This is a genomic window from Grimontia hollisae CIP 101886, from assembly GCF_000176515.1.
Lineage (GTDB): Bacteria > Pseudomonadota > Gammaproteobacteria > Enterobacterales > Vibrionaceae > Enterovibrio > Enterovibrio hollisae.
Genome location: NZ_ADAQ01000010.1, coordinates 278,175 through 300,652, shown reverse-complemented (window position 1 = coordinate 300,652; position 22,478 = coordinate 278,175). Strand labels below are relative to the sequence as shown.

Below are 22,478 nucleotides of genomic sequence, written 5' to 3'. Positions count from 1 at the left end.
ATTAGTCTTCGAGAGTTGCCTGATAAGCGTCTGCATTCATCAGGTGATCAAGGTTGCTGTCATTAGCCAGCTTGATTTTGGCAATCCATCCGCCTTCGAAAGGGGCTTCGTTGACCAGCTCTGGGCTGTCTTCCAGCGCTTCGTTTACTTCGATCACTTCGCCATTTACCGGGCCGTAAATATCTGATGCTGCCTTTACAGATTCTACGAGAGAAAAGCTTTCGCCGATTTCCACATCGCTTCCCACTTCTGGCAGGTCAACAAACACCACGTCGCCAAGCAGTTCTTGCGCATGCGCAGAGATGCCCACGGTTACTGTGCCATCGCCGTTGTCTTTTACCCACTCGTGGCTCTCTGTAAACTTCAGGGTTGCATCCATTTTTACTTCTCCGTTTTCAAACGCGTTTAATCGTCGTCGCTTACCGCGACATAAAAAGGGTGGCAGGTCGGGAGTTGATCGACCCGCCAATCATTCTGTTTCGCCGTTAATCAGGCAGGATCACCAAGACCCTAACAGGCGACAACATTGATGGCGATGGCATGGGTTGCCAGACCGCCCTGTGAGGTTTCCTTGTACTTACTCATCATGTCGAGCCCTGTTTCGTGCATGGTTTTGATCACGCTGTCGAGGGAAACATGGTGCTCGCCATCGCCATTGAGTGCCAGGCGTGTGGCGTTAATCGCTTTCACTGCACCCATGGTGTTGCGCTCAATACAGGGCACCTGAACCAAGCCGTTAATGGGATCGCAGGTTAACCCCAGATTGTGTTCCATGCCGATTTCCGCGGCATTTTCAATTTGTGCCGGTGTGGCACCCATGGCGGCGGCGAGTCCCCCAGCGGCCATTGAGCACGCGACACCGATTTCACCCTGACAGCCGACTTCTGCCGCAGAAATCGACGCATTGGTTTTATACAGGGAGCCAATGGCGGCGGCTGCAGCAAGGAAAGTGCGGATACCTTCCATGTTGTTGGGTGACACAAACTTGTCGTAATAGGCCAACACGGCCGGAATCACGCCGGCTGCACCATTGGTCGGCGCGGTGACGACACGGCCACCGGCCGCATTCTCTTCGTTGACGGCCATGGCAAACATGTTGACCCAGTCATTGGTATCAAGTGGTAAGCCGTCTGAATCTTTCTTTTTGATGCTGTCGTGCAGTTTCTTTGCCCGGCGTTTGAGCTCAAGGCCGCCGGGCAGGACACCGTCTTGTTGGATACCACGCTCAATACAGGCGCTCATAACCTGCCAGATGGCATCAATCTGCTGATTGACCGTCTCCATGGTCGCGTTTTTATTTTGCGATTTGGCACGGGCAAGTTCATTGGCAAACATGATGTCTGCAATCGACATGCCCTGCTTTTCGCAATGGGCCAATAACTCCAGGGCACTATTAAACGGAAAGGGCGGAACAAAATCTGATGCAAGGGCATCAGTTTCACCTTTTTCCACCACAAAACCGCCACCTACAGAGAAATATGTGCCGCTGAGTAAAATGTCGCCGCCTGCGCCCCTTGCGGTCAGCGTCATGCCATTCGGGTGTTCCGGCAATGCTTGGTCGAAGTGGAAAACCAAATCGGTCTCCCAGTCAAAAGGAACGAACCGGTGCCCATCCAATGGTAATTCCTTGCTGCCTTTAACCATGTTGGTCAGGGTGGGGATGTCATCGGGATTGACACTTTCCGGCCATTCCCCCATCAATCCCATCACGCAGGCAATGTCTGTTGCGTGTCCTACCCCGGTTAATGCCAGCGAACCATAAAGGTCAACGGTGACGGTTTCTACGCTGTGGAGTAAGTCTTTTTCGCGCAATTCTGCGGCAAATCTGGCACTGGCAACCATGGGCCCGACAGTGTGAGAACTCGAAGGACCAACGCCAATTTTGAACAGGTCAAACATGCTGTGACTCATTGCACGTCTCCTTGCTGTTTGTAGGTTACGCATCCCTTCCTGTCTGGAGAGGATGCCGGAGTGCCGGTTGATGACTGTCCGTGTCATCGCCTGCGCGTCGATAACGTTGCGGGGCATCATTACCTTGGGTAGGGCAAGCGTGGCGTTTTATTGTTATTCAGGCTTAAACATTTACGTAACATACAAAACGTGTTTGCCCCCTGCAAAACAAAATTTCCTATAGGAAACGCTTGATGTGATCTCACAAGCAGTTCTGACAAATAGATAACTATCAGGCTGTCGTTATTTCCATATTTGGCGCAAACGTTTGCCTTCCTGATTCCTTACGCACGATATTGCAAACACTAAAACAACACCTTCCTTTATTTTTGTTTTAAAACAATAAATTATATTTATCTTAGGGCATGCTCCTATGGGAGCACCTTTTTCGGCATGTTCAAGAGGGGGTGGGTTAAGGTATGCCTCCTGATTTATCAGAGATCAGGATTTAAACCGGGTTTCCAATAGGAAACTTTGTGTTAAAAATGTTAACTTGCCCATGTCGGATATCGTATTGTCTGTGCAAGAATGGCGGCAACAGTTAACTGTCCACACGTGTTTTCAGCGGTCAGGACGCAGGTTGGGATAAACCAAGGTGAGAGAAAACCATGTCAGATCATGATGCACAGGATGTGTATCCGTCAGTGACCATTGAAAGAGCAGGTACACAGGCTGATGCGCCGATTGCCCCGTTGCGGCTCGGGGAAAGGCTGAAAGAAATCCGCACCAACAACGGGCTGACGCTGGAAGAAGCAAGCAAGCTGACTGGCCTGGCACGATCGACACTGTCTAAAATTGAAAATGAACAGATTTCGCCCACGTTTCAGGCAATGCAAAAGCTGGCGGCCGGTTTAAACATCGATATTCCCCAGCTCTTTGCGCCGCCCAAACAGCGTCAGGCAACAGGCCGGCGCGATATCACCCGTGCCGGGGAGGGAAAAAACCGCCCAACAGGCACTTATGAACATGAGTTGTTGGCAACCCAGCTCACCAACAAAAAAATGTTCCCGTTCAAATCCCGTGTCCGCGCCCGTTCATTTGAAGAATACGATGAGTGGATTCGCCACGATGGAGAAGAGTTTCTTCTGGTATTGGAAGGCTGTATCGCTTTCTACTCTGAGTTTTATGAATCTATTGAGCTAAATGAGGGGGACAGCGTGTATTACGACGCTGCCATGGGTCATATGCTTACCTCTCTCAGCGACGAAGACGCCTTGATTCTTTGGGTGACGGCATCCTGAATCAACAGCCCCTAACAGTAACCCGCTTTATTGGCGGTGATTTTTCAGTAAACCGGCTTGTGCCGTGATCATGGAGTGAAACATGTCTCAGGATCTACTTAAAACCCCACTGCACGCCCTACATGTAGAAATGGGCGCCAAAATGGTGCCTTTCGCAGGTTACGAGATGCCAGTGCAATATGCACTGGGCGTGCGCAAAGAACACCTTCATTGCCGTGAACATGCGGGCCTGTTTGATGTTTCTCACATGGGGCAGCTTCGCCTGCATGGCGAGAACGCCGCAAAAGCACTGGAAGCTCTGGTGCCGGTAGACATCATTGATTTACCGGTGGGCAAGCAGCGTTATGCGTTGTTCACCAATGAGCAGGGTGGGTTGATGGATGATCTGATGGTGACCAATTTTGGCGATCACCTTTTTGTGGTGGTGAATGCCGCGTGCAAAGCGCAGGATATTGCGCACCTGCGCGCCAATCTGCCGGCAGATGTTGAGCTGGAAGAGGTAGAAGACCGTGCGCTGTTGGCATTGCAAGGCCCGAAAGCAGCAGCTGTGCTGGCCACCCTGAACCCCGCCGTGGCGGATATGGTATTCATGGATGCAGAGAAAATAGAACTGGCAGGCATTGAATGCTTGGTCAGCCGCTCCGGTTATACCGGTGAAGATGGCTATGAAATCTCGGTGCCTGCAAATAAAGCAGAAGAGTTTGCCCGCCGCCTGTTGATAAAAGAAGAGGTGGAGTGGATTGGTCTGGGCGCGCGTGACTCCCTGCGTCTGGAATGTGGCCTGTGCCTGTATGGCCATGATATTGACCAAACCACCACACCGGTTGAGGCCAGCCTTCTGTGGGCAATCAGCAAGCCGCGCCGCGCCGATGGAGAGCGTGCCGGTGGTTTCCCCGGTGCAGATATCATTCTGGATCAAATCGCAACCAAGGATGTTTCCCGCAAGCGGGTTGGGTTGCTGGGCATGAGCAAAGCCCCGGTGCGTGAAGGCGCCGTGTTGTTTGATGCGGATGACAACGAAATTGGTGTAGTTACCAGTGGTACGTTTGGCCCAACCACAGGCCAGCCTGTCGCGATGGGGTATGTCTCGACAGCCAATGCGGTGATTGGCAAAGAAGTGTTTGCAGAAGTGCGAGGTAAAAAGTTGCCGATGACCGTCGAAAAAATGCCGTTTGTGCCACAGCGTTATTATCGTGGTTAACGGCTACGTTACATTTCAATCCAAAGGCCGGTGTCATACATCGGCCTTTTTCTTTTATCTGTCAGTAAGCTGGAATGGATGATAGTAAGGATGTCGAAATATTTTGCAGAAAGTTTCAAAACTGGCATCAGATATGCTCAGTACATAAAGTGAGCTTTCTATCAGTAAGGATGTTATTTCTTTGGCACAGGAAGCAAGAGACCGTGAAATCCGAATGAACTGCTTAATTAAGCAGGCGATTCACGGAATTATGGATTAATGTCTTATATGTACGGCATGACGCCGATAGGAGATGAAGTGGTATGCTTGCTGAACAACGGGATGATATTGATAACCCCCTGATCTGGCCAATATTGAGTGTACTTGAAGCCTCCAACCAGAGTTGGAAAGTGCACTACCTGATGGCAGAACTCCAGAAAAATACCATCATGGACCACCTTGATGACAACCCCCAACTGGACTTGTTCAAGCGTAACTTCCTTATCATGAACGCGCTTTACCAATTGCAGGAAATGCTGCTACCCCAACAGTGGCTGCAGGTAGAGTCGATGGACATCCGCCTCATGTGGCGCGGAGCTGGCACCGGATTTGTTCAACATGAGGTCGATCGCGACGACCCGCTGCGTGAATACTACATGGACTGGACAAATTACGACGCGCAGCTGGAAGATGTCCGGGAATTGCTCAGCTCTTTCTGGAAGCGATACCAGCAGCATGTTGGCCATTGCGCTGAAGCAACCGTAGAGCGCAGAAATGCGCTGGCTGCGCTGGGGCTTTCCGAACATGCGTCCGAGACAGATATCCGTCGCCAGTGGCGGAAAATGGCGCTCAAATGGCACCCAGACAGACCAGAAGGGGATGCCGCTACCTTCCGCACCATGTGTGAGGCATGGCAAAGCCTGAGGCTATGAAACTCTCCATGAAAGACACTTGAAAACCCAGCCAGACAGCGCTGGGTTTTTCGTTATGGGGTTGGCGATTTTGGGTGTTTCCGAATGTTGCTTGGTGATTTTGTGATAAGTCAATAAGTGCAAACAAGTTTTACCTGTTCCGCCTTTATCTCGTCCAACTCGCCGTCTACGCTTATTTAATAGGAGTGTCACCATTTAGAGAATTTGGAGACAAAATGAGATCGATACGCCACATCTTTTTTGCGTTGATGGGCTTAAACCTTGTTCTCGGTATTGCAATTATCTTCGCGCATTTTCGCTCTGATACCCTGAGCACTCAAATCGATGCCATTTATGAACAACGTTACCAGCAATACCATCTTGCGATGGAGTTGAAGCAGAGCTCTGATCTCTTAACTCGTTTTGCCCGCATTTACGCAGTGACTTCTAGCAATAAATGGCGTTTTCTGTTCGAGCAGGTGAAAGCAGTTCGTGACGGGCAACTGCCTTTACCGAACAACTATAACTTTGATTATTGGAATCAATTGTCAGATCCAAATGTCATCATCGAACAACCAGAGATCCCAATCCGGCCTAATTACCCTTCATTGCTCGCGCGCTTAAGGAGCGCAGGGATCAGTGAAGCGCACATGTCTTTTCTAACCCAGGCGCTGTCTCGCTCTCAGGATTTGATTGGTATTGAACAGGTGGCGATGGATTTGATCCAAGGCCGTAAACGTACTGCTCGGGGTATTGAACGTGTGATCCCTGATCCTGAACTGGCTCAGGACATGTTGTTTGGTGCCGACTACTTGCATGCGCGAAGCAAGATTATGGGGCCTGTAGGTGCTTTCTATGAAGCCATTGAAAAGTCAACTAACCAAAAGCTTCAGCAACTGCAGCAAGAACGGGCCAATATGGATGGCATTGTGATCTCAATGGCGTTTATGCTGTTGATCGCCGTCATATCAACAACCGTTCTGCTTTGGTTTCGGTTTCTTAAGCCTCTCGATAATATTCGCAGCACTATCGTCAGTAAAGTGCGTGATAAAGAATTTGAATTTAAGCTCGATGTTGATAACCAGGGGGAATTGAAAGATCTCGCTCAGGCACAAAATGAAGTGTTGCGTGAGATTGCTGAACGTTTCGAGCTTGGTCGCCAGGTAAAAGCCTTTGCTGACTTGATCCGCGGTTGTTCAGGAATGGACGAGTTGGGCGATCTGGTCACCAATTTTCTCTCAAAAGGGTTGGAGCTGCCTTACGTGGCGCTTTATGTCGTACGTGGAAGGACAATGACACTGGTAGGGGGAGTGGGTGTTGATGAAAAATCAGACGCCATGGACAAAGATACGGTTTCATTCCACCGCACCATTCTTACAACAAGACAATTTCTCCGGATCCGCAATGATAAAGGTCACTTCACACTCACTTTACCGGTGGGACAACTGTCATTATCAGAGATGTATTTTATTCCCCTGATGGTCAATAACGAAATGGTGGGGGTGTTGGAGGTTGGAGCTGTGCGGCTTCTCTCTGATAAAGAAATGGATTGGCTTTCAGAAATGCAAGAGGACTTGGCAGTAGGGATTCAACTCACGCTCAATGCTGAGATGCAAATGGAGGCTGAGCAGCGTATTTCAGAGCAGCTTAAGCTCAACCAGCAAATTATCAATGCCATTCCCAACCCCACTTACTTTCGTGACACTCAGGGAGCTTATATTGGTGTCAACGATGCGTTTACTGACTTCCTTGGCCTTTTCTATATCGATGTTGTAGATAAAACACCGTTAGAGCTGTTTGCTAAAGATGTCGCAAACATGTTCACAGAAAAAGAGCGAGAACTTTTTGAAAACCCAGGTTCAACCGTCTATAACATTGAACTGGCAAACAGCCATGGTGACGTGAGGATCCTGAATGTGTATGAGGCTACCTATTACGGCACTGACGGTGATCCTATGGGTATTGTTGGCCTGTTTGTGGATGTCACCAAACAGAAACGTCTCGAGTCTGATTTGATTGCGGCGAAAGATCAGGCCACGGAAGCGAGCAAAGCCAAAGGTGAATTCCTGGCCAATATGAGTCACGAAATCCGAACGCCAATGAACGCGATCCTCGGGATGTCGCACCTGGCTTTGCTGACTGACCTAAATGATAAACAGCGTAATTATGTCGGAAATATTGAAAAAGCCGGAAAATCCTTGCTGGGTATCATCAATGACATTTTGGACTTCTCAAAAATTGAGGCCGGTAAACTATCAGTCGAGCATGTTGATTTCCGTTTCAGTGAAGTATTGGACAACATCAGCAATATCATTTCAGTGAAAGCCAAAGAGAAAGAGCTGGAGCTGATTTTTGATATCGATCCGAACTTGCCAGACGATCTGGTCGGTGACCCGTTGCGCCTTGGGCAAATCATTATCAACCTGACCGGTAACTCGGTGAAATTTACCGAATCGGGCGAAATTATTATCCGCGCCCGCAAAGTCACAGATGTGAATGAAATCATCGAGATCCAGTTTGATATTGAAGATACCGGTATTGGTATGAATGAAGAACAGCTGGGACGCCTTTTTCAATCGTTTTCTCAGGCAGATGGATCGATCACCCGAAAATATGGTGGTACCGGCCTTGGTTTGACCATTTCGAAGAGTTTTGTCGAGCTAATGGGAGGCCGTATTTGGGTAGAGAGCCAACCAGGTAAAGGTTCAACATTTTCTTTCACTATTCGTTGTGGCCGCAGTAATTCCAGCATCAAAGAGCAGATCGCCAAAACCACCATTCTCAACGACAAACGTGTGCTGGTGGTGGATGATAACCAGGCTTCACGCGACATTATGTATGCATTATTGGATAACCTGGATCTGCGAGTTGCTGCTGTCTCTAATGGTGAAGAAGCCGTGTATGAGGTTGAGTCGGCTGACCTGAGCAATGATGGCTTTGATGTAGTGGTCATGGATTGGAAGATGCCCGGCATTAATGGTGATGAAGCGACAGTGAAAATTCGTGAGTTATCACTCAACAAAATGCCGAAAGTGATTCTGGCCAGTGCCTACGGTGAAAATTCTGGGCTTATCAATGAAGAGGTGCAAAACGTTTTTGATGCATCCTTGGTCAAGCCAATTAACCCATCTTCGCTGTTTGATGCACTGATGGAGGCGTTTGGCCAATTGGAAATGAAACGCGCCAACAGCCGTGAAGCAGAAACAATAAAAACACAACATGTTGATTTAACTGGAATAAAAATACTTCTTGTTGAGGACAACATGATCAACCAAGAAGTCGCAAAGGGCATTCTGGAGCAGTTTAACCCTACTATCGAAGTGGCAGACAATGGTCAGGTAGCGCTGGATAGAGTGCAGAAAGAGCATTTCGATATTGTTCTGATGGATATGCAAATGCCGGTGATGGATGGATTAACTGCGACCCGTAAAATCCGCGAGATTGAAGCACTGGCAGGCCTTCCCATTGTTGCCATGACGGCGAATGCCATGGAAAGGGATATCAAGCAATGTAAGGCGGCGGGGATGAACGATCATGTTTCAAAGCCCATCGACATAGAAGAACTTATTAACGCCATTCAGACATGGATATCCATGTCTGAACAAGACGTAAGGTCATTCGATTCGCTGAGTGAGCAACAAGATGAAGCATCTACTGACACGTCTTATCTGGATGATATTGATCCCTTGGTGTTAGATGCTGCAGAAGGTATCCGCAGGATTGGGGGAAATGAGGATGCGTATTGGAAAGTGATCTCTGCGTTCACTCAGGCTAAGCTGGCAGGCATTGATAAAATCCGAAAAGACGTGCTTGATGAAAACCGACAAGAAGTTGAGTTGTTTGCCCACTCACTGAAAGGTGCAGCGGCGAATGTTGCTGCGAAAGGGCTCGCGGTGTTAGCGGGTAACCTTGAAGATCAAGCGGGTTCGAAGATAAAGATTGAAGCCACACTGATTGACAAGATTGAGCAGTGTCTAAGGGAAATTCAGGGTTATATCCCCGTTGAAAAAAAAGAAAAAGATGTCCCTGATATGATGGCGTTTACTGGATATACGCCCAAAGAATTCTGTATTGAACTCGAGCAATTGAAGATTTTACTGGATAATTTTGATACTCAGGCTGTCGATTTTATTACTGGAATCCAGGAAAACGCCAAGGGTATGGAGGTTGATTTATCTGCCGTAGAAGAGGCTATCCGCAAATTTGAATACGAAGCGGCGGCGGCAAAACTGCAGGCAGTGATTACGTCGTTAGGGACAGGTGAAGTGGATGAAACCTCCGGCACTTTTTTAAGAGCATAAAAAACGCCGCGTTGAAATGCGGCGTCACGTTTTGGTGTGAACTCAATCAGAGCGAGCGGCTGCGTAATTCAAAAATCAGTTTTTCTGCACTACATTCAAACTTAAGTTTTACCGTCAGCGGGTTAAGGGAAAGTTCAGCATTTTCGTTAAGATCGTGAATAACGTTTTCATTCACCTGCTTGGCTAGATCAAGATAACGTTGAAATTCAGCAACTGCTGACGCTTTGTCTTCAGCGAAAATTTCAACTTCTGCCACTTCGTCACCTTCACCGATAATAAAGCCCACTTCTGCGGTTACGCCACATGCATCGCATACTTGATAGTCTTCTTGGCTCATCACTTTTTCTCTCATTTGCCGGGGCAAACCAACTCTGGTATGGCTCCGGTAAGTTGATACTTAAGCAATATTACTACACATAAGCTTTATGTCTGTAGGGATTTTTAACCCAGTGAGTGGGTCTTACTCTTCCCACTGAACTAATGTGTTAGATGGCCAGTTTGCACCGATATCGTGATACTTCTTTTCAAGCAGGTGACGCTTGATTTTCAGTGTCGGCGTCAACATGCCATTCTCAATGCTCCAAGGTTCTTTGATCATTAAAACGCCACGGATTTTCGCGTGTGATTCGAGTTCACTGTTGATAGTTTCTATCACATGTTTAACACGACGCTCATAACGTTTGCGGTCAAAGTTTGGGAAATGATGGGGCAATGCCAGCAGGATCGGGCCCGGCATACCTGAACCCACCAGACACATCATTTCGACGTTACTCAGCTCAAACAGGCGTTTCTCAATCGGAACCGGGGCAACAAACTTGCCTTTTGCGGTTTTAAAGGTGTCATTTTTTCGCCCTTGAATGGTCAGAAAACCGTCGCTGTCCAGAAAGCCGATATCACCGGTGTGGAGCCAGCCGTCTATGATGGTTTCAGCCGTGGCCTCCGGGTTTTTGTAATAACCGGTGAACAGGCCTTTGCTGCGTACCAGGATTTCTTCATCTTCCGCTGTTTTGATTTCTACACCGGGGCCTGCATTTCCGACGGATCCAATTTTGTCTTCGCGGAATGGGTAATTCAGTGTGCTGTATGCGTAGGATTCGGTCATGCCCCAGGCTTCGGTAATGTTCAAGCCAAGTTTTTCATACCAGCGAAGCAGTGCTGCTGAGACGGGGGCTGAACCACAACCCAATACACGTGCCTGATCCAACCCGAGATTCAGGGCGATTTTCTTTTTGACCAAACCCGAGATGATGGGCAGCTTCAGCAGTAGATTAAGTTTGCCTTCGGGCAGTTTTTCCTGAATGCGTTGCTGGAACAGTGTCCACAAGCGGGGAACAGAGATAAACAGGGTAGGGCGGTGCATTTTAACGTCTTCAATAAAAGTATCGAGAGACTCTGGAAATGCGGTGCAGATTCCGGCATTCATCGCTGTCGCCATGATGTAAACACGCTCAGTAATGTGCGCAAGGGGCAGATAAGAGAACAGTCGTTCGCCTTCACGCATACCAATGTGGTTTATCAGTTGTTGTGCAGACCAGGCGTGGGCGCCGTAGGTCAGCATGGCACCTTTGGGTAAACCTGAAGTACCCGAGGTGTAAACGATAGACATTAAGTCGTCATCCTGGTGCTCAGGCCTTACTTCTGCTCTTTCGTTTTGGGCAACCAAATCATTCCAGTCATAGCCACAATTGATGGTCGGGTAGGGAAATGCAATGGTCGGAATGTCAGCCCGTTTGCTGAGTGATCCTTTCAGCGCTTTTGTGTCATCCAGTTTACCGACGAACAGGGCTTTTGATTCACTGTGATCGATAACGTGGGAAATGGTTTCCGCGCCCGCAGTAGGGAAAATCGGCACACTGATATAGCTTCCGAGCATCATGGCCAGATCGGCAGTGAACCATTCCGCACAGTTTTTGGATATAAGGGCAACGCGATCACCCGGCTCCAGCCCCATGTCACGCAGTGCGGAGACGATGCGCAATGCCTGATCAACAACATCTGAGTAGGTAAAGTCGTTGAACTGTCGGTTGATGATTTGGCGAAGGAATACCTCGTTGGGACGTTCTTCCGCCCAGCGCAGCATTTGTAGATAGGGTTTTGGTTGAGCCATAAAGGACCCCGTATAAAAGTAGGGAAAAAGAGTTGTTTTAATTTTGTGTTGCTTGATTGTTAAATTATGTGTCGAGTGGTGTGCAGGTCAAGCGATTCATTCAAACGCTTGTTCAAATTTTGATGTAAGTAACGCTGTCACTTACGGCATTACATTGTCGGTGCTGAGAATAGTATTTTTCTTTCAGTATGTTATAGCCTGGCAATACGTATGACTTCTGCAAATACAAGGCTGTTTCCGCGTCTTATTTTTTACATCTAGATAGCTCACATTATGTTCAAATGTACTATCTTTAAGACAACTTGCGTTAAGGGTTGGCAGTCGGTAAACCCTTTTATTATTCACCTGATCAAGTTCTACGTACGTGAAATACAGACCAAAAACAGCGTTTACTGCGATAGTAGTGATGTCTTGATTGCTAAAGCTCATGGAAGCCCAAAAAAACAGGGATATAGCTATGCCAAAGAGAAGTAAAGAAGATACAGAAGTTACCATCAGGTTAATTCTGGATGCGGTGGTTGATCAGTTGGTCACGCTGGGATACGACAAGATGTCTTACACCACGTTGAGCCAGCAAACAGGCATATCCAGAACCGGCATTAGCCACCACTTTCCAAAGAAAACCGACTTTATCACAAGGCTCGATGACAGGTTGTTGGGTATCCTGATTGACAGGCTGGATCTTGAGGGAGATAAACGTTCTTTTATTGATAGCTGGTTAAATGCGCTTCGTTCCGACAACCGTTTTATCGCGGTTCTCCGCCTATTTTTTCTCCATACTGTTTCATCAGAGAATGCGGTGGAATTTACCAGCCATGCCAGCCGCAAGCTGTATGATGTCTGTTGTAACCGGTATGGCGAAGAGTTTGAAAAAGACCTTGAATGGCTGGTTGGTAAGTCGCTGTTGACAATGGCTTAGAGAGCATCCAAAACGCTTAAAAAGACGCTCATTGAAGCGTCTTTTTGCTTTCGTATAGGGGTATCTTCTGGGGGGGATTCTTGATCTGACGCAGTAAAAGTCAAGAAAAGCACCAATCGTTAAAATATAAGTTGAATTGTTCAAAATTAATTTAATAATGAGGGTTCGATATCGAAATTCATTTATTTTGCCAATGAGATTTGTTCATGAACAATTCACTCGTACTTGTCCTTAACGCAGGCAGTTCCTCTCTTAAATTCGCATTGATAGATGCACAAACCGGCGAAGCAATCCTTTCCGGTTTAGGTGAATGCTTCGGTCTTGATGATGCGCGTATTAGCTGGAAACGCGAAGGTCAGGACAAGCAAGAAACCATGCTTGAGCAAGGTGGCAATCATCACGAGAAAGCGGTTGCGATTATCGTTGAGTTAGTCGAGAGCATGGATATCGGCGATCGCCTGATCGCGATTGGTCACCGTGTGGTACATGGCGGTGAGAAGTTTGCCGAGGCAACCCTGCTCAATGAAGACGTGGTTCGTGATATTGAAGCGCTGAGCGAGTTGGCGCCACTGCACAACCCGGCAAACGTCATGGGTATCCGCGCTGCAATGAAAGCCTTTAAAGGGCTGCCACAAGTTGCGGTATTTGACACCGCATTCCACCAAACTATGCCTAAAAAAGCGTTTACCGGTGCTATCGCCAACGAGCTTTATAAAGAATACGGTATTCGCCGATACGGCTTCCACGGTACCAGTCACTTCTACGTTACTCGTGAAGCGGCTAAACAGTTGGGCAAGAATATTGAAGAAACAAACTTCATTTCGGTCCACCTGGGGAACGGCGCATCAGTGTGTGCGGTTCGCAATGGCAAGTCTGTTGATACTTCCATGGGCTTTACACCACTGGCTGGCTTGATGATGGGCACACGCTCCGGTGACCTTGACCCCGGCATCATTGAATTCCTACTGAAAAAAGGCTGGAGTCAGGAGCGTGTATTCGAAACCCTGAACAAGAAATCCGGTTTCCTTGGTGTATCGGGTCTGACCTCAGATGCGCGCGGTATTCTGGAAGCGATGGATAACGGCCACGAAGGTGCGAAGCTGGCGTTTGAAGTCTTTACTTACCGTGTGGCGAAGTACATCGGTTCTTACATGATCCCGCTGGACAAGCTGGATGCAATTATCTTTACCGGTGGCATCGGTGAAAACTCACTGCCAATCCGTCGCGAGATCCTGAAAAACCTCAAACTGCTTGGTTTTGTGGAAGATGAAGCGGGTAACGAAGCTGCGCGTTTTGGTAAAGGCGGCATTATTGGTAAATCAGATCTGCTGGGCGCAGTGGCGATGGTTGTGCCAACCAACGAAGAGTTCGTTATCGTATCGCAGGCGATGGAACTGGTTAAGAACCTGTAGTAATTGATATGTTTAATCAATAAGCCACTGATTATCAGTGGCTTTTTTATGATTCAGGTTTAATTTTAGCAATGACTAAATCTATAGCAGGGTATCCCTTTTAATCGGTGATTTGCTGTTCACGTCATGCTGCTTGGGAAGGTTCAATCCCAGATAAATTGATGGTGGATAAAGTACGTGATGCTTCTATGAACATTTGATTAATCAGTTGTCTAGACATGTCTCTGAACATATCTAGATCTCTCCCAACCAATCTCTTTGAGAGCACCATTCCCAGGTTTTTAGACCTGTTTCTACGTGTATAGCACGGTCACAGTGTTGACACGTTGTCGTTATGAAAACGACACAAACAGACCACACGATAGGGACACCACATAACGAGGTTCCCTGAAACATGGATAGCATCATCGAAGTGAATGGTCTGACGAAGACGTTTGGAAAAAACAAAGCGCTCGATCAGATCAACCTCAAAATCCAACACAAAGAAATGGCGGCGCTACTTGGGCCTTCCGGCTCAGGAAAATCAACGCTGCTTCGCCATTTGAGCGGTCTGGTCTTCTCTGATAAAAACCCTGATGGACATATCCAAGTGCTTGGTAAAACCGTGCAAAGTCAGGGGCGTGCTTCTGGTCAGGTCCGTGCCTGCCGGGCTCAGGCAGGCTACATATTCCAGCAATTCAATCTGGTTAACCGCTTGTCAGTCATGACCAATGTACTGATTGGTGCACTTAACTACACACCTTTCTGGCGCACACTCACTGGAAACTTCACCAGACAACAGAAAGAAGACGCCATGACTGCGCTTGAACGTGTCGGCATGCAGAACTTCGCCCATCAGCGTGTTTCTACGCTTTCCGGTGGCCAGCAACAACGTGTGGCCATTGCGAGGGCACTGATGCAAAAAGCCCGCATCATTTTCGCCGATGAGCCTATCGCTTCTTTGGATCCGGAATCTTCCCGCATCGTGATGGAGCTTCTTAGCGACATCAACCAACGTGAGGGCATCCCAGTGATTGTCACACTTCATCAGGTCGATCACGCCCTTAAATACTGCCAACACGTTGTCGCACTGCGCGATGGCAAGATCTTCTATCAGGGAGAAAGTGCAGCAATCGATAAGCAAGCACTGGCTGATCTCTATGGCCGTAAATCTGACATGACACAGGACGTCGGGATCGTCGGTATGGATGAACAACCGGCTTCTGTGAAAAAAGCAGTACTTTCTTTCATCAGCTAAACCGTTAACACACAAAGGACGATGATGATGTTACGAGCACTACGCACAATCACCTGTGGACTTGGCATGCTGGCTGCGGCTATCACGGCGCCAGCTTTTGCCGATGACACAATGGACACGCTGAACTTCGGTATAATTTCGACCGAATCCCAGCAAAACCTCAAATCGGTGTGGAACCCGTTCTTGGCCGATATGAGCAAAAAACTGGGTATGGAAGTGAAAGCCTATTTTGCCCCTGACTATGCGGGCATCATACAGGGCATGCGTTTCAACAAAGTTGACGTTGCATGGTTTGGTAACAAATCAGCGATGGAAGCAGTTGACCGTTCAGGCGGTGAAATCTTCGCGCAAACGGTTGATGCAGAAGGTAACCCCGGTTACTGGAGTCTGCTGGTGGTTCACAAAGATAGCCCCATCAACAGCGTTGAAGACATGATTGCCAACCGCAGAGAACTGGCTTTTGGTAATGGCGATCCAAACTCAACGTCAGGCTTCCTGGTGCCTTCTTACTACGTGTTCGCAAAAAACAACATCCAACCGACCGATTTCAAGCGCACCTTGAATTCTAGCCACGAAGTGAACCTGTTCGCTGTCGCCAACAAGCAAGTGGATGTGGCGACGAACAACACGGAAAACCTGCGTCGTTTCGAGCGTAACAATCCAGAAAAATACAAAGAGATCAAAGTGATTTGGCAATCGCCGCTGATCCCCTCAGACCCCATCGTATGGCGCAAGAACTTGCCTGAAAACGTGAAAAAAGACGTTTACAGCTTTTTCATGAACTACGGCACAACCGGTGATGCGCAGGAAGTGGCTATTCTGAAAGGTCTGGAGTGGGCACCGTTTAAACCATCAAGCGATCTACAACTGCTCCCTATCCGTCAACTGGCGCTGTACAAACAACTCAGCGGCCTGAGCAGTCAGGGCACGCTTTCTGATGAGCAAGCCGCTGAGTTGGCAAATATCAAGAACGTGCTGGCTGCCCTGAACCGCCAAATGAGCGCACTGGAAGCAATGGAATAAGCACTTGTTGAGCCGGAATTTTCTCCGGCTTATTTCTCTAACACGGTTAGTTAGCTTGATGGAATGCAATAATGAGCAGTGATACCGCCGTTTTAACCACACTACAGACGTCACACTGGAAACGCGTTGTTGGCATGTTGCTGGTCGCCATTGTGCTTGCCTGGTCCTGGCAGGGCTCAGAGATGAATCCGGCTCAACTGGTGAAAGACGCCGGAAACATGGCCGAGCTGGCTTCTGATTTCTTCCCTCCGGACTTCACGCACTGGAAGCTTTATGTCGATGAAACCCTGATCACTATCCAAATCGCGATTTGGGGAACCGTGCTTTCTGTCTTTCTTTCCATTCCATTTGGTCTGCTTTGCGCTGAAAACATCGTGCCTTGGTGGGTTTACCATCCGATGCGCCGTTTGATGGATACCGCCCGTGCTATCAACGAAATGGTCTTCGCCATGTTGTTTGTTGTCGCGGTTGGGCTTGGGCCTTTCGCTGGGGTATTGGCACTGTTTGTTCACACCACGGGTGTGCTGGCTAAGCTGTTCTCAGAAGCGGTCGAAGCCATTGATATCGGCCCAGTAGAAGGCGTGCGGGCAACCGGTGCCAACAAGATTGAAGAAGTGATGTACGGCGTGTTGCCTCAGGTACTGCCGTTGTGGATTTCATTCACCCTATACCGCTTCGAATCGAATGTTCGCTCAGCCACCGTTGTTGGCATGGTCGGTGCGGGGGGAATTGGCGTGATGCTCTGGGAGGCGATTCGCGGATTCCAGTTCCAACAGACTGCCGCCATCATGCTGATCGTGATTGTAACTGTCAGCCTGATTGACTTTGCATCTCAGTACATTCGCAAGATGTTTATTTAACATCCCGACTTTTTATTTCACCCAACTTGTCTAGATAACCCAAAAGGTAGAGGGATAAACCATGCGCGTGTATTTAGATATCGCCAGACATCTCGAACAGGAAGTTCGCAACCACTTTCAGGCGGGAGATTACTTGCCACCTGAATCCAGATTGGCGAAGAAATATGACGTAAACCGTCACACGGTGAGGCGAGCTATTGACGAGCTGGTGTTCACAGGTCTCATCGAGCGCCAGCAGGGACGCGGCAATATGGTGGTCAGCCAGCCTTATGATTATCCACTTCACCCCGGCGCACATTTCACCGATAACTTGTTGGAGCAGGGCAGTTTGCCTACCAGTCAGGTGATCAGCCGTGGCCTCGTGGCGGCTAACGGGAAAATGGCGGACATGTTTGGTATCGGGTTGGAATCGCAAATCATCAAGCTTCGCACCCTTCGCAAGATTAACGGCATGTCAGCCAGTGTGATCGATCACTACCTTGCTGACCTTGCATGGTGGCCGGTGGTGAAGCATTTCGAAGTCGGCTCCCTGCATGCCTTTCTCAAAGACAAGTTGGATGTTCACCTCACCCGTAAAAGCACAAGACTCAGAGCCATGATGCCGAAAAAGACCGATTGCCGGTTACTTCAACTGTCTGGCAAGACACCCATCATGGTGTTTAAAACCATCAACGTGATTACAGGAACCGACCGGGTCGTGGAGTTTTCGTCATCCCACACACGTTCTGATCTGGTTGAAATTGTTTTGGAGCACTGAATGGAACAGGAACAACAAACACCGCGTCAACGCTGGATGTCAGTTCTCGCCAGAACGGATGCCAATGCCTTGATAACGCACTGGGAAAAGCTTGCTCTGAGGCCGCAATACCAACGGGTTCGTGCGCCGGAAATAGGCTTGGCACAGGTCCGAGCCCGCATGGGAGGAACGGGTAATGCCTTCAATCTCGGTGATGTCACTATCACCCGGGCTGTCGTTCGGCTGGAGAGTGGCGAGCTGGGTTACAGCTACGTCACAGGAAGAAACAAACAGCATGCCGAGCTTGCCGCTGTGGTCGATGCGTTAATGCAAACCGTTGCACACGATGTATTACAGCACGCCCTGATATCGCCACTCGCCGCAGAAAAAGCCGAACAAGAGCAGCAGCGTGCAAGAGAAGTGGCAACCAGCAAAGTCGACTTTTTCACCATGGTGAGAGGAGAGAACGAATGAGCAATATAACGGCAGGGTTTGACTCACCTGTGCATGATGCGCAGCAGGTTTTCCGAAAGCTGATGGAGGCAATGTCCCGTCCGGGCAAATGTGTTTCGCTCGATCATTCAACCCAGTTTGGCACCGCGAGCAGCGCGGCAACACAGGTATTGCTGACGCTGGCTGACAATACAACCCGATTATGGTTATCCCGCTTATTCAGCGCTGATGAAGCCTTGATTGAGAATGTCCGTTTCCATTGTGCTTCACCTGTCGTCGCAAAGAAATCACAGTCGGCGTTTGCCCTGATAAAAGGTGATGAACCGGAGAGCCTTGAAGGCTTTTCATTCGGTGATGAGATTTATCCCGACAGAAGCACCACGCTGATTTTGGAGGTCGGCGGTTTTGATGGAGGGGTGGCACTCTCATTCACGGGGCCAGGCATCAAGGCGCCTGAAAGCCTTTTTGTCAAAGGGCTGAACAGCACGTTGTTGGCATCACTCATGGCTCACCGCGGTGCGTTTCCCCAAGGGGTCGACATTTTGCTCACAGCGGGCAATGACGTGGTCGCGATACCACGTTCGACAGAACTGACATTGATGAGTGAGGAGGCCGCATGTATGTAGCCGTAAAAGGTGGCGAGAAAGCCATCGCAGCCGCGCACGGATTACAGGACAAGAAACGCCGTGGCTCGCTCTCCAATGCGGCACTGAATGTTGAGCAAATTGCTGAGCAACTGGCGGGCGCGACTGACCGCGTGATGACAGAAGGCAGCATCTATGACAAAGAACTCGCCGCGCTGGCGATTAAGCAAGCGGGCGGAGATCTGGTCGAAGCTATCTTCCTGCTGCGCGCCTATCGCACAACCTTGCCGCGCTTGGCCGTCACCGAACCTGTTGACACCGAAGCCATGAAAATTGAGCGTCGCATTTCCGCCACCTACAAAGATTTGCCTGGCGGTCAGGTGCTTGGTCCGACCTATGATTATACCCATCGCCTGCTTGATTTTGCGCTGCTGGCAGAGGGCGGGGAGGTTGATGATTCCAACACATTGAATGGTGTCGATGAAATAGCGCCTTGCCCAAGGGTGATGAGCATTCTCGAGAACCTCGATCTGACGGTGAAAGAGGAAGATAACGGCAAAGCGCCGGACGACATTACCATGGAACCGCCGACATTTCCTGCAAACCGCAGTGCGAGATTGCAGCAGCTTGCCCGCAGTGATGAAGGCTTTCTGCTGGCACTTGGGTACTCCACCCAGCGCGGTTATGGGCGTAATCATCCCTTTGCCAGTGAGATCCGTTCCGGCAAGGTAACGCTCGACGTCATCCCCGAGGAATTGGGTTTTGTGATTGAAATTGGCGACATCGAAATGACCGAATGCCAGATGATCAATGGCTTCACGGGCAGCAAAAGGCATAAAGCGAAATTCACTAGAGGTTACGGTGTCACATTTGGTTTTTCAGAACGCAAAGCCATGTCGATGGCGCTGGTGGACAGGGCGCTGCAAGGCGGTGAATACGATGAAGTGCCGGAAGGGCCTGCGCAAGATGAAGAATTTGTGCTTTCCCATGGCGATAACGTGGAAGCAGCGGGCTTTGTCAGTCACCTGAAATTGCCTCACTACGTGGATTTCCAATCCGAGCTCGAACTTATCCGCAAGCTTCAAAAAGAATGTGATGCCCGGGAAGCATCAGGCAAGGGAGAAGCACAATGAATACGCAAACCGTCCAGAGCGGTTATAACGTCGGCTACCTCGACGAACAGACCAAACGCATGATCCGCCGTGCGCTGCTGAAAGCTATCGCGATTCCGGGTTATCAGGTGCCTTTTGGTGGCCGTGAAATGCCTATGCCTTACGGGTGGGGAACCGGCGGGATGCAAATCACCGCTGCCATTATCGGCGAGCCGGATGTTCTCAAGGTGATTGACCAAGGTGCGGATGACACTACCAATGCGGTCTCTATCCGCCAGTTTTTTAAAAAGGTTGCCGGTGTTGAAACCACAGAATGCACTGAGCAGGCCACCTTGATTCAGACCCGTCACCGTATTCCCGAGAAATCACTCAATGAAGGTCAGGTGCTGGTGTATCAGGTGCCGATCCCTGAACCACTGCGTTTTATCGAACCGCGTGAGACGGAAACCCGCAAAATGCATGGACTCGAGGAGTATGGCGTGATGCATGTGAAACTTTATGAAGATATTGCGCGCTATGGCCATATCTCTACAGCCTATGCATATCCGGTGCGTGTGAATGGCCGCTACATCATGGACCCGTCGCCAATCCCAAAATTTGATAACCCGAAAATGGACCAAATGCCCGCGCTGCAACTGTTCGGGGCGGGGCGCGAGAAACGCATCTATGCCATTCCTCCCTACACTGACGTGAAGAGCCTGGATTTTGAAGACCATCCATTTGAGGTCCAGAAATGGGACGAGCCTTGCTGCATTTGTGGCTCAACAACCAGCTTCCTGGATGAGGTCGTCACGGACGACAAAGGCAACCGGATCTTCGTGTGTTCCGACACCGACTACTGTAAGGAGCAACAGGCATTGAACGCTCATCAGAGTGAACAAGAGGAGAGTCGCGCGTGTCAGTAACAGAGTTAGGTCGCGACGGCGCGACGATGCCACCACCTCGCTTACTGCCTCTGCTGGACGTGCAGGGGCTGACAAAGCTTTACCAACCGGGCAAAGGCTGCCAGGACATTTCCTTCGATTTATGGCCGGGGGAAGTGCTGGGTATTGTGGGGGAGTCTGGCTCAGGAAAAAGTACGTTACTTCGTGTGCTTTCCGGGCGTGAAACGCCTGATTCCGGTTCGGTGAACTATCAGTTCAGTGATGGTTTTCAGGCCAGCCTGTCTGCGCTTTCTGAAAGTGAACGGCGCAGGTTGCTGCGCACCGATTGGGGAGTGGTGCATCAGCACCCGATGGACGGATTGCGCCCGAGGGTTTCTGCTGGCGGTAACATTGGCGAGCGCCTGATGGCCGTGGGTAACCGACATTATGGCGATATTCGTGAACAGGCGCTGGACTGGCTTTCTCAGGTTGAAATTCACACCGATCGGATTGATGACATGCCCATCACCTTTTCCGGTGGTATGCAGCAAAGACTGCAAATTGCCCGCAATCTGGTGACGCATCCAAGACTGATCTTTATGGATGAACCTACCGGCGGTCTTGATGTGTCTGTGCAGGCAAGGCTGCTGGATTTGATTCGGAATCTGGTGACGGATTTGGGCCTTTCTGTGATTATCGTGACCCATGATTTGGCGGTGGCGAGATTACTTGCCCACCGGCTGGTGGTGATGAAAGAGAGCCGGATTGTTGAAAGTGGGCTGACGGATCAGGTGCTTGACGACCCGCAACATCCGTACACGCAGTTGCTCGTATCGTCAGTATTGCAGGGGTAGGTGAAGCCGTGACAAATACAACTATGCTGAACGTGTCGAACGTCAGCAAAACCTTCGTCCTTCACAATCAGGGCAGCGCGAAACTCTCGGTACTCGCCGATTCAAGTTTCGCGGTCAGCAAAGGGGAATGCATCGTGCTGCTGGGCCACTCCGGTGCAGGCAAAAGTACCTTACTCCGTGCACTTTATGCGAACTACCTCGTTGATGGCGGCGAAATCAATGTACGCCACCATAATGCCGTTGATGGCGAGCATTGGGTGGATATTGCCAATGCACTGCCCCGCGACATTCTGGATGTGCGCAAGCACACCTTGGGGTGGGTCAGCCAGTTTCTCCGTGTCATTCCGCGCATCTGTGCGCTGGATGTGGTGGCGCAACCTTTGGTAGAACAAGGTGAAGACAAAGAAGCTGCGCGTGAAAAAGCAGGTGCCCTGCTGAAGCGGCTCAATGTGCCTGAACACCTTTGGCACCTGGCACCGGCAACATTTTCTGGTGGCGAGCAGCAGCGAGTGAATATCGCGCGTGGATTTATCGTCGATTCACCGATTTTGCTGCTGGATGAACCGACCGCATCGCTGGATGAAAAGAATCGCGATGTGGTGATCGAACTCATTCTGGAGGCCAAGCAGCGGGGGGCGGCGATTGTCGGTATTTTCCACGACGAATATGTTCGTCAGCAGGTGGCAGATAAGTTCTATGATATTTCAACCGCAACACTGAAGCAGGCTTAAGGGA

At 49.5% G+C, this 22,478-nt stretch carries 20 protein-coding genes; 16 read left to right on the top strand and 4 right to left on the bottom strand.

Annotated elements, in window-relative coordinates; translation table 11 throughout:
* Nucleotide 1: 1 nt before the first annotated feature.
* Together gcvH and VHA_RS06125 are read right to left on the bottom strand one after the other, a co-directional pair.
* The gene (gcvH, locus tag VHA_RS06130; RefSeq protein WP_005502799.1) at nt 2-379 is read right to left on the bottom strand and encodes a glycine cleavage system protein GcvH; all 378 of its coding nucleotides are present in this window, start codon (nt 377-379) and stop codon (nt 2-4) included.
* A 131-nt stretch (nt 380-510) separates the two neighbouring features.
* The gene (locus VHA_RS06125; protein ID WP_040528318.1) at nt 511-1,911 is read right to left on the bottom strand and encodes an L-serine ammonia-lyase; all 1,401 of its coding nucleotides are present in this window, start codon (nt 1,909-1,911) and stop codon (nt 511-513) included.
* Between the two features lie 647 nt (nt 1,912-2,558).
* Here VHA_RS06125 and VHA_RS06120 point away from each other — a divergent pair.
* The 4 genes from VHA_RS06120 to VHA_RS06105 all read left to right on the top strand — a co-directional run bounded on the left by VHA_RS06120 (nt 2,559) and on the right by VHA_RS06105 (nt 9,583).
* Nucleotides 2,559-3,191, top strand: coding sequence for a helix-turn-helix domain-containing protein (locus tag VHA_RS06120; RefSeq protein WP_005502796.1), 633 nt, complete (start codon nt 2,559-2,561; stop codon nt 3,189-3,191).
* An 82-nt stretch (nt 3,192-3,273) separates the two neighbouring features.
* A complete protein-coding gene (gene gcvT / locus VHA_RS06115; protein WP_005502794.1) occupies nt 3,274-4,392 on the top strand; it encodes a glycine cleavage system aminomethyltransferase GcvT in 1,119 nt (372 codons plus the stop codon).
* A 302-nt stretch (nt 4,393-4,694) separates the two neighbouring features.
* Nucleotides 4,695-5,303: a DNA-J related domain-containing protein gene (locus VHA_RS06110; protein WP_005502790.1), complete on the top strand. Its 609-nt coding sequence runs from the start codon at nt 4,695-4,697 to the stop codon at nt 5,301-5,303.
* A gap of 215 nt (nt 5,304-5,518) precedes the next feature.
* Nucleotides 5,519-9,583, top strand: a complete 4,065-nt coding sequence (locus tag VHA_RS06105) for a response regulator (RefSeq protein ID WP_040528316.1) — start codon at nt 5,519-5,521, stop codon at nt 9,581-9,583.
* A gap of 46 nt (nt 9,584-9,629) precedes the next feature.
* Here the strand turns inward: VHA_RS06105 and VHA_RS06100 are convergent, their stop codons facing one another.
* Together VHA_RS06100 and VHA_RS06095 are read right to left on the bottom strand one after the other, a co-directional pair.
* Nucleotides 9,630-9,920: a DUF406 family protein gene (locus tag VHA_RS06100; protein ID WP_005502786.1), complete on the bottom strand. Its 291-nt coding sequence runs from the start codon at nt 9,918-9,920 to the stop codon at nt 9,630-9,632.
* 123 nt (nt 9,921-10,043) lie between these two features.
* Complete coding sequence (locus tag VHA_RS06095; RefSeq protein ID WP_040528314.1) at nt 10,044-11,690, bottom strand: AMP-binding protein; 1,647 nt, start codon at nt 11,688-11,690, stop codon at nt 10,044-10,046.
* Between the two features lie 457 nt (nt 11,691-12,147).
* Between VHA_RS06095 and VHA_RS06090 the strand changes: the two genes are divergently transcribed.
* From VHA_RS06090 to phnL, 12 genes are all read left to right on the top strand, one after another.
* On the top strand, nt 12,148-12,609 hold the full coding sequence (locus VHA_RS06090; protein WP_005502784.1) for a TetR/AcrR family transcriptional regulator: 462 nt from the start codon (nt 12,148-12,150) through the stop codon (nt 12,607-12,609).
* Nucleotides 12,610-12,815: 206 nt separating this feature from the next.
* Nucleotides 12,816-14,021, top strand: a complete 1,206-nt coding sequence (locus VHA_RS06085) for an acetate/propionate family kinase (protein WP_040528312.1) — start codon at nt 12,816-12,818, stop codon at nt 14,019-14,021.
* Between the two features lie 394 nt (nt 14,022-14,415).
* A complete protein-coding gene (phnC, locus tag VHA_RS06080) occupies nt 14,416-15,258 on the top strand; it encodes a phosphonate ABC transporter ATP-binding protein (RefSeq protein WP_005502782.1) in 843 nt (280 codons plus the stop codon).
* Between the two features lie 27 nt (nt 15,259-15,285).
* Nucleotides 15,286-16,281: a phosphonate ABC transporter substrate-binding protein gene (gene phnD, locus VHA_RS06075; protein ID WP_040528310.1), complete on the top strand. Its 996-nt coding sequence runs from the start codon at nt 15,286-15,288 to the stop codon at nt 16,279-16,281.
* Nucleotides 16,282-16,352: 71 nt separating this feature from the next.
* Nucleotides 16,353-17,141 (top strand): phosphonate ABC transporter, permease protein PhnE, encoded by a 789-nt coding sequence (phnE, locus tag VHA_RS06070; RefSeq protein WP_005502780.1) that lies wholly within the window; start codon nt 16,353-16,355, stop codon nt 17,139-17,141.
* Nucleotides 17,142-17,202: 61 nt separating this feature from the next.
* Entirely contained in the window at nt 17,203-17,898 is a 696-nt protein-coding gene (gene phnF / locus VHA_RS06065) for a phosphonate metabolism transcriptional regulator PhnF (protein WP_005502779.1), read from the top strand.
* Nucleotides 17,899-18,351 carry a phosphonate C-P lyase system protein PhnG gene (gene phnG / locus VHA_RS06060; RefSeq protein WP_005502773.1) on the top strand — a complete coding sequence of 151 codons (453 nt, stop codon included), beginning with the start codon at nt 17,899-17,901 and terminating at the stop codon, nt 18,349-18,351.
* Nucleotides 18,348-18,956, top strand: a complete 609-nt coding sequence (phnH, locus tag VHA_RS06055; RefSeq protein ID WP_005502771.1) for a phosphonate C-P lyase system protein PhnH — start codon at nt 18,348-18,350, stop codon at nt 18,954-18,956. Before phnG ends, phnH begins: the two co-directional genes overlap by 4 nt.
* Nucleotides 18,947-20,047: a carbon-phosphorus lyase complex subunit gene (locus VHA_RS06050; protein ID WP_005502769.1), complete on the top strand. Its 1,101-nt coding sequence runs from the start codon at nt 18,947-18,949 to the stop codon at nt 20,045-20,047. The genes phnH and VHA_RS06050 overlap by 10 nt, the downstream gene beginning before the upstream one ends.
* Entirely contained in the window at nt 20,044-20,931 is an 888-nt protein-coding gene (locus VHA_RS06045; RefSeq protein ID WP_005502767.1) for an alpha-D-ribose 1-methylphosphonate 5-phosphate C-P-lyase PhnJ, read from the top strand. The genes VHA_RS06050 and VHA_RS06045 overlap by 4 nt, the downstream gene beginning before the upstream one ends.
* Before the next feature lie 26 nt (nt 20,932-20,957).
* On the top strand, nt 20,958-21,743 hold the full coding sequence (gene phnK, locus VHA_RS06040; RefSeq protein ID WP_005502765.1) for a phosphonate C-P lyase system protein PhnK: 786 nt from the start codon (nt 20,958-20,960) through the stop codon (nt 21,741-21,743).
* 23 nt (nt 21,744-21,766) lie between these two features.
* Complete coding sequence (gene phnL / locus VHA_RS06035; RefSeq protein WP_081455994.1) at nt 21,767-22,474, top strand: phosphonate C-P lyase system protein PhnL; 708 nt, start codon at nt 21,767-21,769, stop codon at nt 22,472-22,474.
* Nucleotides 22,475-22,478 lie beyond the last annotated feature (4 nt).

Excerpts from the sequence above, each read along its gene's own strand:
- VHA_RS06045 (WP_005502767.1), top strand. The coding sequence starts at position 20,044 with ATGAATACGCAAACCGTCCAGAGCGGTTATAACGTCGGCTACCTCGAC.
- phnE (WP_005502780.1), top strand. The coding sequence starts at position 16,353 with ATGAGCAGTGATACCGCCGTTTTAACCACACTACAGACGTCACACTGG.
- VHA_RS06085 (WP_040528312.1), top strand. The coding sequence starts at position 12,816 with ATGAACAATTCACTCGTACTTGTCCTTAACGCAGGCAGTTCCTCTCTT.
- VHA_RS06090 (WP_005502784.1), top strand. The coding sequence starts at position 12,148 with ATGCCAAAGAGAAGTAAAGAAGATACAGAAGTTACCATCAGGTTAATT.
- VHA_RS06095 (WP_040528314.1), bottom strand. The coding sequence starts at position 11,690 with ATGGCTCAACCAAAACCCTATCTACAAATGCTGCGCTGGGCGGAAGAA.
- phnH (WP_005502771.1), top strand. The coding sequence starts at position 18,348 with ATGAGCAATATAACGGCAGGGTTTGACTCACCTGTGCATGATGCGCAG.
- phnL (WP_081455994.1), top strand. The coding sequence starts at position 21,767 with ATGCTGAACGTGTCGAACGTCAGCAAAACCTTCGTCCTTCACAATCAG.
- gcvT (WP_005502794.1), top strand. The coding sequence starts at position 3,274 with ATGTCTCAGGATCTACTTAAAACCCCACTGCACGCCCTACATGTAGAA.
- VHA_RS06120 (WP_005502796.1), top strand. The coding sequence starts at position 2,559 with ATGTCAGATCATGATGCACAGGATGTGTATCCGTCAGTGACCATTGAA.
- phnG (WP_005502773.1), top strand. The coding sequence starts at position 17,899 with ATGGAACAGGAACAACAAACACCGCGTCAACGCTGGATGTCAGTTCTC.
- phnD (WP_040528310.1), top strand. The coding sequence starts at position 15,286 with ATGTTACGAGCACTACGCACAATCACCTGTGGACTTGGCATGCTGGCT.
- VHA_RS06100 (WP_005502786.1), bottom strand. The coding sequence starts at position 9,920 with ATGAGCCAAGAAGACTATCAAGTATGCGATGCATGTGGCGTAACCGCA.
- phnC (WP_005502782.1), top strand. The coding sequence starts at position 14,416 with ATGGATAGCATCATCGAAGTGAATGGTCTGACGAAGACGTTTGGAAAA.
- phnK (WP_005502765.1), top strand. The coding sequence starts at position 20,958 with ATGCCACCACCTCGCTTACTGCCTCTGCTGGACGTGCAGGGGCTGACA.
- VHA_RS06110 (WP_005502790.1), top strand. The coding sequence starts at position 4,695 with ATGCTTGCTGAACAACGGGATGATATTGATAACCCCCTGATCTGGCCA.
- phnF (WP_005502779.1), top strand. The coding sequence starts at position 17,203 with ATGCGCGTGTATTTAGATATCGCCAGACATCTCGAACAGGAAGTTCGC.
- VHA_RS06125 (WP_040528318.1), bottom strand. The coding sequence starts at position 1,911 with ATGAGTCACAGCATGTTTGACCTGTTCAAAATTGGCGTTGGTCCTTCG.
- VHA_RS06050 (WP_005502769.1), top strand. The coding sequence starts at position 18,947 with ATGTATGTAGCCGTAAAAGGTGGCGAGAAAGCCATCGCAGCCGCGCAC.
- VHA_RS06105 (WP_040528316.1), top strand. The coding sequence starts at position 5,519 with ATGAGATCGATACGCCACATCTTTTTTGCGTTGATGGGCTTAAACCTT.
- gcvH (WP_005502799.1), bottom strand. The coding sequence starts at position 379 with ATGGATGCAACCCTGAAGTTTACAGAGAGCCACGAGTGGGTAAAAGAC.